The sequence below is a fragment of the uncultured Porphyromonas sp. genome (assembly GCF_934359325.1).
GTDB lineage: Bacteria > Bacteroidota > Bacteroidia > Bacteroidales > Porphyromonadaceae > Porphyromonas_A.
Genome location: NZ_CAKRLH010000024.1, coordinates 1 through 13669, shown reverse-complemented (window position 1 = coordinate 13669; position 13669 = coordinate 1). Strand labels below are relative to the sequence as shown.

Annotated in this window: 13 protein-coding genes; 7 read left to right on the top strand and 6 right to left on the bottom strand. The window is 53.4% G+C overall.

The window, feature by feature from the left end; genetic code table 11:
• On the top strand, positions 1 to 684 hold a 684-nt coding region (locus Q0F21_RS02085), incomplete at its 5' end, for an ADP-ribosylglycohydrolase family protein (protein ID WP_297236933.1).
• On the opposite strand, the gene bioD is transcribed toward Q0F21_RS02085, so the two are convergent.
• From bioD to Q0F21_RS02055, 6 genes are all read right to left on the bottom strand, one after another.
• The gene (gene bioD, locus Q0F21_RS02080; RefSeq protein ID WP_297236932.1) at positions 679 to 1335 is read right to left on the bottom strand and encodes a dethiobiotin synthase; all 657 of its coding nucleotides are present in this window, start codon (positions 1333 to 1335) and stop codon (positions 679 to 681) included. The two genes, Q0F21_RS02085 and bioD, sit on opposite strands and share 6 nt — an antisense overlap.
• A 17-nt stretch (positions 1336 to 1352) precedes the next feature.
• On the bottom strand, positions 1353 to 2102 hold the full coding sequence (locus Q0F21_RS02075; RefSeq protein ID WP_297236930.1) for a methyltransferase domain-containing protein: 750 nt from the start codon (positions 2100 to 2102) through the stop codon (positions 1353 to 1355).
• Positions 2099 to 2767 carry a pimeloyl-ACP methyl esterase BioG family protein gene (locus Q0F21_RS02070; RefSeq protein WP_297236928.1) on the bottom strand — a complete coding sequence of 223 codons (669 nt, stop codon included), beginning with the start codon at positions 2765 to 2767 and terminating at the stop codon, positions 2099 to 2101. The genes Q0F21_RS02075 and Q0F21_RS02070 overlap by 4 nt, the downstream gene beginning before the upstream one ends.
• Positions 2758 to 3891: an 8-amino-7-oxononanoate synthase gene (locus tag Q0F21_RS02065; RefSeq protein ID WP_297236926.1), complete on the bottom strand. Its 1134-nt coding sequence runs from the start codon at positions 3889 to 3891 to the stop codon at positions 2758 to 2760. Before Q0F21_RS02065 ends, Q0F21_RS02070 begins: the two co-directional genes overlap by 10 nt.
• Entirely contained in the window at positions 3888 to 5180 is a 1293-nt protein-coding gene (bioA, locus tag Q0F21_RS02060; protein ID WP_297236924.1) for an adenosylmethionine--8-amino-7-oxononanoate transaminase, read from the bottom strand. Before bioA ends, Q0F21_RS02065 begins: the two co-directional genes overlap by 4 nt.
• A 319-nt stretch (positions 5181 to 5499) precedes the next feature.
• Complete coding sequence (locus Q0F21_RS02055) at positions 5500 to 5991, bottom strand: helix-turn-helix transcriptional regulator (protein ID WP_297236922.1); 492 nt, start codon at positions 5989 to 5991, stop codon at positions 5500 to 5502.
• Between the two features lie 565 nt (positions 5992 to 6556).
• On the opposite strand from Q0F21_RS02055, the gene Q0F21_RS02050 reads away from it, so the two are divergent.
• The 6 genes from Q0F21_RS02050 to xseA form a co-directional block, all read left to right on the top strand.
• Positions 6557 to 7327, top strand: a complete 771-nt coding sequence (locus Q0F21_RS02050; RefSeq protein WP_297236920.1) for a dihydroorotate dehydrogenase electron transfer subunit — start codon at positions 6557 to 6559, stop codon at positions 7325 to 7327.
• Positions 7328 to 7332: 5 nt separating this feature from the next.
• Complete coding sequence (locus tag Q0F21_RS02045; RefSeq protein WP_297236935.1) at positions 7333 to 8247, top strand: dihydroorotate dehydrogenase; 915 nt, start codon at positions 7333 to 7335, stop codon at positions 8245 to 8247.
• A gap of 132 nt (positions 8248 to 8379) precedes the next feature.
• Positions 8380 to 11169 carry a leucine--tRNA ligase gene (gene leuS, locus Q0F21_RS02040; RefSeq protein WP_297236918.1) on the top strand — a complete coding sequence of 930 codons (2790 nt, stop codon included), beginning with the start codon at positions 8380 to 8382 and terminating at the stop codon, positions 11167 to 11169.
• 35 nt (positions 11170 to 11204) lie between these two features.
• Positions 11205 to 12164, top strand: a complete 960-nt coding sequence (locus Q0F21_RS02035; RefSeq protein WP_297236916.1) for a YitT family protein — start codon at positions 11205 to 11207, stop codon at positions 12162 to 12164.
• Between the two features lie 11 nt (positions 12165 to 12175).
• Positions 12176 to 12781, top strand: coding sequence for an RdgB/HAM1 family non-canonical purine NTP pyrophosphatase (gene rdgB / locus Q0F21_RS02030; RefSeq protein WP_297236914.1), 606 nt, complete (start codon positions 12176 to 12178; stop codon positions 12779 to 12781).
• Positions 12782 to 12791: 10 nt separating this feature from the next.
• A partial coding sequence (xseA, locus tag Q0F21_RS02025; protein ID WP_297236913.1) for an exodeoxyribonuclease VII large subunit occupies positions 12792 to 13669 on the top strand: 878 nt, incomplete at its 3' end.

Below are 13669 nucleotides of genomic sequence, written 5' to 3'. Positions count from 1 at the left end.
ACGACCTTTACGGACGACACTGTCTGTACTATAGCTGTGGCGGATGCGATCTTGCACCACAAGTCTTACGAGTCTGCACTCCTGGAGTGGTGTGGCAGATACCCCGGGAGAGGGTACGGAGGACGCTTCCAGATGTGGCTCACCTCTGCTGTCCATCGACCATATGGGAGCTATGGCAATGGATCCGCAATGAGAGTTTCCCCAGTGGGCTGGGCATTTAAGGATCTGGAGACAACTCTGGCAGAGGCAGAGCGGACCGCTCTCCCCACGCACAATCATCCCGAGGGGATCAAGGGGGCTCAGGTGGTAGCTGAGGCGATCTACCGGCTTAGGCGGGGTGAGTGGGACAAGATACAGGAGCTCCTTATCTCGTCCTACGGAGCAGACTATGAGCGGCAACTTCCCGGCGTGGGTGTCTTCGATGAGACTTGTCAGGGATGCGTCCCTCTCTCCCTGCTCATACTGACTAAGTCGACAGACTTTGAGGACGCGATACGCTCAGCAATTCACTACGGCGGAGATAGTGATACCCTCGCTGCCATCGTGGGGAGTATGGCAGAGGCCTACTTTGGGGCCCCTGCTCCCCTGGCAGAGAGAGCGCTCAGCTATCTTCCACAGGATATGCGGGAGATCTACGAGGAGTTTAGAGATCGCTTTATGTCGCCCTCTTCCTCTTCCCTATAGGTCTAGGATCGGAAGGGGGATAAAGCTCGTCTCAGGATAGTGCCTCTGCAGATAGACACGGAGATATCTCTCGGTCTCTGCAGTGATCCGATCATCGGTGAAGACACCCTTATTATATAGGAGTGCCGGAGTAGGGATGCCCCTGTGGGCAAGTGCTTCCATGCTGAGGAGGATGTGATTGATGCTTCCCAGCTTCGCTGTCCCGACGAGGATGCAGGGTAGTCCCTGGTCAGCAATGTAGTCTATATTGAGATAGTCCTCCGTCAGCGGCACCATAAGTCCACCTGCCCCTTCGACCAAGACCTTGTCGTACTTCTGCTCAAGCAGGTGAGTGTTGGCAGTCGCCTTGTCATACTCTGGTGCGCGCCCGTCGATGGCGATCGCCATGTGGGGAGAACAGGGGTAGGAGTATAAAAGGCAGCAGGTCGTCCCATCGATATCCTCCGGCAGTAGTGCTCGATCCTCTATCTGCCGATGCATGGCAATATCCTCTGAGATCCCGTGATTGCCCGTCTGGATCAGCTTCTGAGTGACGACGTCCACGCCTTCTTCGCGGAGTGTCCTTGAGATAAATCCAGTGGCGACTGTCTTACCGGCGTCCGTATCGATGCCGGAGACGAAGTAAGTCTTGAGGGGGAATAATTCTTTCATATCATCAATTGCTTTCATCAGCGCCCGTAGCCAAGTACTCCCACATAGGTGAGTGGCAAAGAGGCGCATTGGGATAAGTTTAAGTTCTCTCTATACGTCTGCTCCATCGCTCCGAGTCTTCTTGGGGTCAAGAGACCCCCCGATCCGAGGCTATTGGTGCCGGTATTGCGCAGGTGGCGAAGGAGTTCAATGAGGGTAGGGAAGTAGAGCGACCTCCGATACTGCTGTAGCTGTATGTCTCTAAAGCCTGCTCTCTGCAGGCCCCTCTCGATCTCCTCCGAGTCGGGGTAGTGCAGCCCCACACCCGTAACCGCACTGAGCTCGCCAAGGTTCTCCGGCAGGAAGGTACTGAAGACTAGTTGCCCTCCCTGCCTCAGAGCAGCATATGACTTGGGAAAAAATGAGAGTGGATCCTCCCACCACTGAATGCAAGAGGCGGAGGCAATAACACTGCACTCCCTTGGCCAATCGATCCGCTCCGCATCTCCCGGCAGGAAGAGCCCGCTGGTCCCCACCTTCTGCCTCAATGGTCTCTCCATCTCAGGCGACAGATCGTTGTAGATAAAGCGGCAGCCTCTGAGCCGCTCTACGAGGAGGGACGATAGTAGTCCCGTCCCACAGCCGATCTCAAGCACAGTGCCGCACTCTATCGGCTCTATCAGCTTGATCAGTTGCTCCGAAATCTCCCGCTGGACAACCCCCGCCGTCTCGTAGGTGGAGATGCTCCGAGCAAATCGCTCTGCAATGTCCTGCTTACGGGGTATCATAGTCTGAGCAGTTCTCTCCATGACTTTAGGTAGGTGCCGAGGATCAGGTGAGGGGCAGAAGGGAGTTCCTCGACAGATACGTTTCGATCCGACCAGAAGCGACGCTGCCCACTGGAAGGGATCACGAGATCGTGATCACTGACTATTGCGCGCGTCCAGGGCACCTCACACTCGGTAATAGCGCCACCGAGATCACCGACCCTGCGCAATTCCTCCCGAGCGGCGGTGATGCCCCGATGATCCGGTAGGGAGAGGAAGTGTGCGGCTGTCTCTTCAGAGAGGCACATCTGACGGACAAAGTGACGGTAGCCCTCCACATCCAGTCCCGTTGCCATCCTCTGATAGTCCACACCCTTTATACCATACCGATCCGAGATCAGAGAGGGAGTACCATTGATCGCCACCGCAAGGGAGGGTGCCGGATAGCACTTGTGGAAATACTCCGCCGCCCAGACCCCCATACTCCAGGCGACCAGATATAGCCGGCTAAAGCGGGACATATCAGGCCACTGAGGGAGCTCTCCTCGGTAGTCCCCTACAGAGAATAGGGTCCACTCCTCCGGCAGCTCCATCTCCAGCGCAAGAGAGTGGGGGGCACTCCAGCCGGTGAAGAAGAGGATCGCAGTTCCTCCATCGCTCCCCTGATGAAGCAGCTTTACATCCATCTCCTCACCACCTCTCCTATATGGTCGATCTCCTCAGCACTCATCGCCGCCGTGAGCGAGATTCGCAGTCGCTCCCGTCCCGAGGGCACGGTGGGCTTCCTGATGGGCCGCACATAGAGTCCCTCACGCATAAAGTCCTCAGCTGCCTCCGCGACCCTTTGCTCTCCGGGGATCTCTAGACTGATGATCTGACTCTCCGGAGTCCTCCCGATACGAAGCCCCAGCCGATTCCTCATCTCCACCAGGTGTGCCCTCCGGTCCTCCATCTCCCTTACCTTACGTAGTAGGAATAAGGTCCACCCGACCATCAGAGGTGGTAGTGCGGTGGTGTATATAAAGGGTCTCGCCTGAGAGACGAAGATCTCCCGTAGACTTGCCGACTGGAGGGAGTAAGCGCCTATCGAACCGAGAGCCTTGCCCAGCGTCCCGAGCAGCAGGTCGACTCCGGAGAGGAGGCCTAGCTCGGCGCAGAGACCAAGTCCATGACCACAGAGACCCACTGAGTGTGCTTCGTCCACATACAGTCGCATCGAGGGAAAGTCCCTCTTGAGTGCGACGATATCTGCGAGTGGTGCCACATCTCCATCCATGCTGTAGACACTCTCCACCAGCACCCAGATATGGCGGTACTCCCCCTCATTCCGCTCTAGTAAGTCTCTCAGGCGGGTCACGTCATTGTGCTCGAAGCGGGCAAATCTACAGCCTGACAGTCTCAGCCCCTCGACCATACTGGCGTGGATGAGTCTGTCAGCAAGGAAAAGCGTCTCTCCATCGACGAGGGAGGGTATGATCCCACTATTGGCTGCAAAACCACTGGTCCAGACGAGCGCCGAGGGAACCGAGTACTGAGCAGCGAGGTACTGCTCCAGCTCTTGATAGATCCGATCATTCCCCGTCAGGAGCCTTGCGGATGAGCTACTCATCATCGGGCGAAACTCCCGAGACTGGCGGTACTCCTCCGGCAGCCCGGACAACTCCTGTAGACCGAGGTAGTCATTACTGCTCAGATTAAGCAGCTTCTTCCCATTCACATAGACATACTTCCCCTCGGTCTCAGTAGGCTGTAGGCTCCTATAGGTGCCACTCTCCCTGATCTTCTGTAGGCGCTCCTTATACTCTATCATCGATAGCACGCTCTTAGTACCCGGCTGAGTCCTCCGATGAGCTTACCCAATTGCTCATCCGTAATCGCCATGAACTGTGGCTCTAAGTAAACCAATCTCCCGAAGGGACGCACCCAGATCCCCTCCTCCACAAAGCGGGGGATCAGCCGCTCCATATCCACCGGCTCTTTCATCTCCACGACGCCGATCGCACCGAGACAGCGCACCTCGCGCACGTCGCTTAGCTCCTGAAGTGGACTGAGTCCCTCTCGCAGCTGATTCTCTATATTGCTGACCTTACCACGCCAGTCCTGGCTGAGCAGAAGTTCGATCGATGCTTTACTTACGGCACATGCCATAGGATTGGCCATAAAGGTGGGTCCGTGCATGAAGCACCCCGCCTCGCCACTACAGATGGTATCTGCGATCTCGCGCGTAGTAGCGGTGCAGGCGAGCGTCATATATCCGCCGGTCATGGCCTTGCCTATCGTAATGATATCCGGCTTGATGCTCGTGAAGTAGGTCGCCAGCAATTCGCCGGTCCTTCCGAAGCCGGTAGCTATCTCATCGAAGATCAGCAACAAATCGTACTCGTCACAGAGTGTCCGAAGTCCCTCCAGATACTTGGGGTGGTAAAAATACATTCCCCCGGCGCCTTGAACGATCGGCTCCACAATGATACCGGCTAAGTGATCCCGGTGCCTCTCTACCAGCTCCCGCATCGGTCGCAGATCCTCAGGATCCCACTCGTCGCCGAAGGCACAGGCCGGCTGTGGCGCAAAGTACTGAACCGGCAAGGTGCCGTAGAAGAGACTATGCATGCTGGTGATCGGATCGCAGACAGACATCGCATGCCAGGTGTCTCCGTGATAGCCTCTGCTGATAGTGGCAAAGTGGGTATGTCCCGCTCGACCCCTCGCCAACTGGTACTGGATCGCCATCTTGAGTGCTACCTCTACCGACACCGACCCACTGTCGGAGTAGAAGAGCCTGTCGATCCCCTCCGGAAGTATCCGATCAACAAGGAGCTGTCCCAGCTCCACCGCTGGGCGGTGAGTGAAGCCGCCAAACATAATGTGCGCCAGCTGCTCCGTCTGCTCCTTGATCGCCCGAGTCAGAGTGGGGTGGCTGTATCCGTGGATAGCGCACCACCAGGAGCTCATCCCGTCGATCAGTTCTCTCCCATCCTCCAGTGTGATCTCGCACCCCCTTGCGGAGGCAACGGGGTAGGTCTGCTGCGGGTGAACTGTAGAGGTGTAGGGGTGCCAGAGGTGTGTCCGGTCCCACTTTAGGAGTTCTTCTGTTGTCATGGCGAGATTTCTAGCTTTTCTGTTTCGGGCACAAAGGTAGTCATTCCGACTCTCAATCCTCTGCATCCGCTCTCACCAACGGAGACCCCTCAATCTAATACCGGTATTGTCATCACAATAGTCGGTATTAGTCGACACTATTACCGGTAATAGTTGACTCTAATATCGGTAATAGATCTTACGGACCACTATATACTGAGAACTAAGACACTAGGACGATTTAGCAGCGATGCAATAATTCCCGCCTGTAACTCCCACCGAGACTTACGCGGTTGTGACTAATGCGCCTGCTCTATCTCGTTGGGGATTAATAATTGAGCTAAAAGTCCTTTGTGCAGTCGGTCAGGTGGGAAGGGTAAAGCGTCTCAAACGTATTATCGTCATAGTATATGATGACCTTCTGCACTCGCTTCGAGGAGGTTCGCTCTGTAGTAGTCTGAGTGGCTTCCCTAGTGCGCTCCTCCACCTTTCCCCTTCTCACTCCACTATTAGGCACCGGAGCGGCTACCGGAGACGGAGTGGATCCGGAGCCGTCTCCATCGGAATCGCTGAAGAGGGGAATGGAGGTACTCTTTACCTGCTGCTCACTGTAGGCCTCGGTCCACATGGGTCCACTACCATGCAGCAACCAGTCAGACTCATATTGAGGATAAGCGGCAAGTATTTTACTGATCACATCTACACTGGGGTTGTTTCGACCAGTGAGTACGTGATTGAGAGTCGAGGTATTGATGCCTGTCGTCTCAGCAAATGCCACCTGCGTGACCCCTTCGGTCTCTATGATGAGCTTGATTCTATCCCTTGTATCCATATATAAACGCACATATACGTATATCAGATGTACATAAATAATATCTCGATACAAATATATATGTAAATATCCGGATTAACGGTGAAGAAAGGTTCAAATGAATCTATTTCGCATCCGGAGAAGCTGGTGATGGTTAGAACTTATTCTACATAAGGAATCCTAATCTATTGGTTTGCAATAGGCATAATGGTCTAAACCAATGTTAGTCATCCGGATTAGATGTAAATAGGAGGCTCGTTGGCTAAATAAAATCTAAACAAATGGACGTAAGTTAATGGTATACAATACTTAGTCTGTTCTGTATTTCAGTATCACTCGACGTTCTCCTGTGTTCGCGATTGTTCCACGGCGCGATGCGCGAGACGATGACGTCTCGATGAAAGCATCAAGGCGCCATATGTATGTAAATGTATTTATGTTCAATAATATATGTACGTGGCAGGTTTAACACATTTCCATACATACATTCTCTACTCTTGAGAGGGTGGTGCTTGTGGGGGATCGACTTTTTAATCGTACTTTTGGATGAATGAGTCAGTATAGGGGGAGAGGTGCTCAAAAGATTATGCGACAGATGAAAGATCTATGTATGTCGGTCAAGGGCATACGCCACTTTAGCGAGACGCTCTATTGCATCAGACTGGAGCCGATCAATCCTGGTGAAAGCGTGCCCTCGTTTGCACCTGGGCAGTTCGTTCAGCTACGGATCCATGCTCCAGAGGTGCTACTGAGGCGCCCCATATCCATCTACGGAGGCAGTGAGCATCACCTAGATCTGCTGATACAGGTGGCAGGAAAGGCTACAAAGTACCTGAGTACTGCTCCCATAGGAACCAAGGTGGAGGTACTGGGACCCCTAGGCAACAGATTTAGTGATCCGACCGGTGAGCAAATCCTCCTCGTAGGCGGCGGAGTCGGTATTGCCCCACTACTGACGATGGGGCGCCACCTCAGGGAGGAGGGGCATAGACCCTGTTTCCTCCTTGGTGCACGGTCTGAGACTGCGTTTCCTGACCTGAAGCCCTTTGAGGAACTGGGGAAGCTCCTTATTACTACTGAGGACGGAAGTCTGGGCGAGATAGGATTTGTGACTGATCACTCCGTCTGGTCGCAGGGCACACCCTCAGATATCTATTGCTGTGGTCCCACACCCATGATGAAGGCAGTGGCCTCACTCGCACGTGAGCGGAAGATCCGATGCGAGGTGTCCCTGGAGAATATGATGGCCTGTGGCATAGGGATCTGCTTGTGCTGCGTAGAGCCAACCGTGCGAGGGAATGTGTGTGTCTGCACAGAGGGACCGGTTTTTAATACTAAGGATCTATTATGGCAATGAAAACGATGAATGACCTCACGACTCGGATAGGTGATCTGACGCTGAAGAATCCTGTCACGACCGCCTCCGGAACCTTTGGGGACGGCGTGCTGATGAATCAGATCTATGATGTATCTCAGCTGGGAGGGATCTTTGCCAAGGCCGTGACTCTGGAGCCTCGACAGGGTAATCCGAAGCCTCGTATGGCTGAGACCCCATCCGGTATGATCAATGCCGTGGGTCTGCAGAATAAAGGGCTGGACTACTGGATCAACCACATCTATCCTGAGGCAAATCAGCTGGGGACGGAGATCATCCCTAACGTCAGCGGATCGACCATTGACTCCTACGTGCAGGTGGCTGAGGCGCTCAACGACCTCGACCGGGTACATGCCATAGAACTCAATATCTCCTGCCCCAATGTCAGAGACGGGGGGATGCTCTACGGCGTATCTTGCGAGGGGACCGGGGAGATAGTACGAGCCGTACGACAAGTCTTCCACAAGACACTTATCGTGAAGCTTACTCCTAATGTGACCAGCATTGTTGATATTGCCAGAGCAGCTGTAGATGCGGGGGCAGACGCACTGTCTCTGATCAATACGCTTATGGCAATGGCTGTCGATGCTGAGCGAAGACGCCCTAAGATCTCTACGATCACGGGTGGACTCTCCGGACCGGCAGTGAAGCCTATAGCTCTTAGGATGGTCTGGCAGGTGTCTCAGGCTGTTGATGTGCCGCTGATAGGTATTGGGGGGATCTGCGACTGGACGGATGCGATCGAGTTTATTCTCTGTGGTGCTTCCGCAGTGCAGATTGGGACTCAAAACTTTGTGGATCCATTGTCCCCCCTAAAGGTGATCGAGGGTATCGACGACTACATGACCAGACATCACTTCTCTTCGGTCAGTGAGATGGTGGGCGCATTGATCACTGATTAGTTCGGTACTGTCTGAGTCTGCAAAAACTTCAGAGAGGAGGGAAAAACAGGTAATTCTGTGAAGCAGAGTTATCGTTTTTTTGGTATTTTTGCGCTTGATAGCTAAGTCAGTCTGACAAAGTAAGTAGTACTCATGTCTTACAACTACACTGAGATCGAGAAGAAATGGCAGGCCTGGTGGCGTGACCATGAAGTATATAAGGTAGACGAGGATCCGTCTAAGGAGAAGTTTTACTGTCTGGATATGTTTCCCTATCCCTCGGGAGCAGGACTTCATGTGGGTCATCCTCTGGGATATATCGCCTCTGACATCCTCAGCAGATACAAGCGGCTCTGTGGCTTCAACGTCCTACATCCCATGGGGTACGATGCTTATGGACTCCCTGCAGAGCAGTACGCCATACAGACAGGACAGCATCCCGCCCTTACCACTAAGATCAATACCGACCGGTACCGCAAACAGCTGGATAACATCGGCTTCTCTTACGACTGGAGCCGTATGGTTATGACCTGTGATCCGGAGTACTACAAGTGGACTCAGTGGGCGTTCATACAGATGTTTCACTCCTACTACGACACGCAGCTGGATAAGGCTCAGCCTATCTCCGCTCTGGCCGACCACTTCGCTAAGCAGGGGACGGAAGGGATCCATGCTGTTGGATCTGAGGAGCTGACATTTACCGCTGACGAATGGCAGGAGTGGGATGAACGCAAGCAGCAAGAGGTGCTGATGAATTATCGCCTTGCATACCGTGGCGAGACGATGGTCAATTGGTGTCCTGCTCTGGGGACTGTGCTCGCCAATGATGAAGTAAGCGAGGGGCTGTCTGTACGTGGAGGTCATCCTGTAGAGCAAAAGATCATGAAGCAGTGGTGTCTGCGTGTCTCTGCGTATGCCGAGAGACTGCTCTCCGGGCTGGAGAATATAGACTGGACACCATCTATCAAGGAGACTCAGCGTAACTGGATCGGTCGATCTGAGGGGGCGGAGATCGTTTTTCACCTTCCCGACAGTAAGGAGACGATCACGGTCTTCACCACCCGTGCGGATACCCTGTACGGAATAACCTTTATGGTACTCGCTCCGGAGAGCCCTCTGGTGGACGAGGTGACTACTGCCGAGCAGAGAGAGGCAGTCGATGCTTACCTAGAGCGAACCAAAAGGAGATCCGAGCGAGAGCGTATGATGGATCACTCCGTCTCCGGAGTCTTCTCGGGTAGCTATGCGATTCATCCCATCACAGGAGCTGAGATACCGATCTGGATCAGCGACTACGTCCTTATCGGATATGGTACAGGAGCCGTGATGGCTGTCCCCGCGCACGACTCCAGGGACTTTGCTTTCGCAAAGCATTTCTCTCTACCTATCATTCAGGTGGTCAAGGCAAATGGCACTGAGGTTAGTGACCCATCGACCTGGGAGGAGTCAATCGATAGCCATGAGGGGACGATGATCAACTCCGGCTTCCTCGATGGAATGAGTGTCGATGAGGCGATCGGTGCTATGAGAGATTATGTCGATGAGCACAAGCTTGGCCGTAAGAGAGTCAATTATCGTCTCAGAGATGCGATCTTCAGCAGACAGAGGTACTGGGGTGAGCCCATTCCGATCTACTACAAGGACGGTATACCTTACGCCTTGGACGAGTCTGACCTGCCGCTTAAGCTCCCGGAGGTAGATAAGTACCTGCCCACAGAGACCGGTGAGCCACCTCTCGGTCGAGCAAAGAACTGGTGTACGAAGGAGGGATACCCTCTCGAGCTTTGTACGATGCCCGGATTTGCGGGTAGCTCTGCATACTATCTCCGCTATATGGATCCGCACAACCGTGAGGCTCTTGTCAGCAAGGAAGCAAACAACTATTGGAGAAGTGTGGATGTCTATGTGGGCGGCACCGAGCATGCTACGGGACACTTGATATATAGTCGTTTCTGGAATAAGTTCCTCTACGACCTCGGTTACGTCTGTGAGGACGAGCCCTTCCGCAAGCTGATCAATCAGGGAATGATCCAGGGGCGATCCAGCTTTGCTTACAGAGTTATTGGGACCAATACCTTCGTCTCACTGGGTAAGATTGGGGACCACGAGGTACAGCCAATACACGTGTCCGTTAATATGGTCCACAACGACCGACTGGATCTCGAGGCGTTTAAGGCATCTCAGCTCGAGCTGGAGGATGCTGAGTTCATCCTGGAGGACGACGGCACCTATATCTGCGGCAATGCGGTGGAGAAGATGAGCAAGTCTTACCTTAACGTCGTCAACCCTGATGATATCATCGAGCAATACGGTGCTGACACGCTGAGGGTGTATGAGATGTTCCTTGGACCTATAGAACAGTCAAAACCGTGGGATACCAATGGCATCGATGGTGCATTCCGATTCTTGAGGCGAGTCTATGGCTTCTTCTTCGATGACGAAGGGGAGCTAAAGGTGACGGACGACAAGCCGTCGAAGGACTCGCTGAAGTCTCTACATACCGCACTTAAGAAGGTGACTCAAGGCATCGAGTCCTACTCCTTTAATACCTGCGTGAGTGCCATGATGGTCTGTGCCAATGAGCTCGCGAGTCAGAAGTGTACGTCCAAGGAGCTATTACAAGACTTCATCGTCATGCTCTCTCCCTTTGCTCCTCACCTTGCGGAGGAGGTATGGCATGCTCTGGGACACGACGATAGCGTGGTCGATGCCAAATGGCCGGAGCTGAATGAGGACTTCCTCAAGGAGTCCACCATCACATACCCGATCTCATTCAATGGCAAGGTACGCTTTACCATGGACCTCGCAGCAGATCTGAGTAAGGCAGAGATAGAGGAGATAGTCCTTTCATCGGAGGAAACACAACGCTACCTTGAGGGCAAGAAGCCCGGTAGGGTAATCGTGGTTCCTCATAAGATAGTCAATATAGTCTTAGGGAAATAACAAAATACATCACGTATAGTTTTAACTTATAAGTCATGGGCATAAGCAAGTCTGCTAAGATCTGGCGGGAGGTAGAGGATTATATCTTGATCTTCTTTACCCTGCTGCTGTACACCTTCTTCTGGCGAGGATTTATCTTCTCCCACGAGATCACCTCTGGTGGATTATCCGGTATCGCTTCGGTGATCACATGGGCCTGCGACAAGGCAGGTATGACCTTCGATGTAGGTTGGCCGTACAATATCATCAATGGTATCCTGGTGGTACTATCGGTGATCATCCTTGGGTGGAAGTTCTCCATCCGTACTGTCTTCAGCGTCATCGTACTCGGTATCTCCATCCCTGCGTCCGGTCAGTTCTTTGACACCCCTATGCTTGCCGATGACCCTGCGATGGCTGTCATCATTGGTTCTATCGGAATAGGCTTTAGTCTTGCGATGATCTTCGCTCGCGGAGGCTCGACGGGTGGCACGGATATCATTGCCTCGATCATCAATAAGTACAAGCATATGGCGATCGGGCGGGCTCTCCTGGCGATCGATGTGATCACGGTGGGCATCTCATGGTTTATCTTTCAGGACCCGGATAAGCTGGTCTACTCATTCATCCAGATCATCACGTGCAACCTGTCCGTTGACTTCTTCCTTAACGGATATCGCCAGTGTGTTCAGTTCTTTATCATCTCATCTAAGTATGAAGAGATCAGTCGTCTTATCATCCAGGAGGCAGGTCGTGGCGTAACCCTGCTAAAGGGCGTTGGGGCTTTCTCCGGATCGGATATGAAGGTGATGATGGTCATTGCTCGTCGTGCTCAGACCGCTACGATCATGAGGATCGTCAAGGATATCGATGAGCGAGCATTCATTACAGAGGCTCCGGTCAGAGGGGTCTATGGAGAAGGCTTTGACGTCAATTATGTGAAGTCTACGAAGAAGCCGCAACAGGAAGAGGAAGCACTAAGTACCTCATCTACTTCAGCAGGCACAAAAGGATAAGTCCGGACGTTATGCACGACGAAAAACGTAGACTCATCCTTGCGACTCATAACGAGCATAAGACACAAGAGATACGAGACCTGATTATCTCCGAGGGCTTGCCCTATGAGGTGATGTCCCTTCACGAGATCGGCGACGACCTCGTGATAGAGGAGACGGGGGAGACTCTGATGGAGAACTCTCGGCTGAAGGCTGAGACGTGTCACCGGCGGCATCACACGGATTGCTTCGCAGACGACACCGGGCTGGAGGTCACCTCTCTGGGAGGGAGACCCGGGGTCTACTCAGCTCGCTATGCAGGACCGGCCTGCCGACCTGCCGACAACATCCGTAAGCTCCTCCACGAGCTGGATGGCGTCGAAGACAGGAGTGCAGTCTTTAAGACCGTAATCACTCTGATCTTAGACGATAAAGTCCACACCTTTGAGGGGCAGGTCAGGGGTTCTATCACCGAGCAGCCTCGAGGAGAGGGCGGATTTGGCTATGATCCGATCTTTCAGCCCGAGGGCTATGACTGCACCTTTGCACAGATAAGCGAGGAGGAGAAGAATCGTATCAGCCATCGAGGCAGAGCGGTGGAGGCTCTGATCTGCTTCCTTAGGTCACTGCACGGATAAGGAGTTACCTATGAGCGTGGGAGCATCGAGGATCAGCCTCTTTGAGGACGATCATGAGATAAAGGCCTACAGGCTGAGCGAGCTGCTCGGAAGTGTACGCCGCGCTCTCGAGGCAAGCTTCAACGGGTACTATAGGATAGTCGCAGAGGTGGCGAGTATCAACTCAAATGCCTCCTCCGGGCACGTCTATCTCGAGCTGACAGAAACGAACAAAAGTGGACGAAAAGTAGCCTCCACACGAGCCACTATGTGGTCAGGTACCGCCAGAAGTGTGATGCAGCGCTTCTGCGATGTTACGGGCGGTTACCCTCAGGTAGGTATGGAGCTGCTGATGACAGTGAGCGTTACCTTCCATGAGCAGTATGGTTTTTCGCTAAATATCCAGGACATAGACCCCAATCACACATTGGGCAATCTGGAGCGCATCCGTCGGGAGACCATCCAGAAGCTGAAGGAGAATGGGATCCTGAATCTTAATAAGGAGCAGTGCACACTCCCCACACTTACCCAGAGGATAGCCGTCATCTCCTCTGAGACGGCAGCAGGGTGGGGCGACTTCCGTGATCAGATGCGGAGGAGCGCCCTTGCTGGACTCTTCCACTTCGATCTATATCCGGCTACGATGCAGGGTGCTACCACCACGAAGACCGTGATAAGCGCGCTAGATAGGATCTATACTCATGCAGCCTCCTACGATGCTGTGGTGATCCTGCGTGGTGGGGGCAGCCCGATAGACCTCTCCGCCTTTGATGACTATAGACTCTGTGAGTATATTGCCTGCTTTTGCCTGCCGGTGATTACTGCTATTGGCCATGAGCGGGACTTCTCCGTGGCAGATCATGTCGCCAATACGTCCGTCAAGACACCTACTGCTGCTGCTGAGTTTCT

Bases quoted from the DNA above. Each gene is read 5' to 3' on its own strand.
- bioD (WP_297236932.1), bottom strand. From the start codon at position 1,335: ATGAAAGAATTATTCCCCCTCAAGACTTACTTCGTCTCCGGCATCGAT.
- Q0F21_RS02075 (WP_297236930.1), bottom strand. From the start codon at position 2,102: ATGATACCCCGTAAGCAGGACATTGCAGAGCGATTTGCTCGGAGCATC.
- Q0F21_RS02070 (WP_297236928.1), bottom strand. From the start codon at position 2,767: ATGGATGTAAAGCTGCTTCATCAGGGGAGCGATGGAGGAACTGCGATC.
- Q0F21_RS02065 (WP_297236926.1), bottom strand. From the start codon at position 3,891: ATGATAGAGTATAAGGAGCGCCTACAGAAGATCAGGGAGAGTGGCACC.
- bioA (WP_297236924.1), bottom strand. From the start codon at position 5,180: ATGACAACAGAAGAACTCCTAAAGTGGGACCGGACACACCTCTGGCAC.
- Q0F21_RS02055 (WP_297236922.1), bottom strand. From the start codon at position 5,991: ATGGATACAAGGGATAGAATCAAGCTCATCATAGAGACCGAAGGGGTC.
- Q0F21_RS02050 (WP_297236920.1), top strand. From the start codon at position 6,557: ATGCGACAGATGAAAGATCTATGTATGTCGGTCAAGGGCATACGCCAC.
- Q0F21_RS02045 (WP_297236935.1), top strand. From the start codon at position 7,333: ATGAATGACCTCACGACTCGGATAGGTGATCTGACGCTGAAGAATCCT.
- leuS (WP_297236918.1), top strand. From the start codon at position 8,380: ATGTCTTACAACTACACTGAGATCGAGAAGAAATGGCAGGCCTGGTGG.
- Q0F21_RS02035 (WP_297236916.1), top strand. From the start codon at position 11,205: ATGGGCATAAGCAAGTCTGCTAAGATCTGGCGGGAGGTAGAGGATTAT.
- rdgB (WP_297236914.1), top strand. From the start codon at position 12,176: ATGCACGACGAAAAACGTAGACTCATCCTTGCGACTCATAACGAGCAT.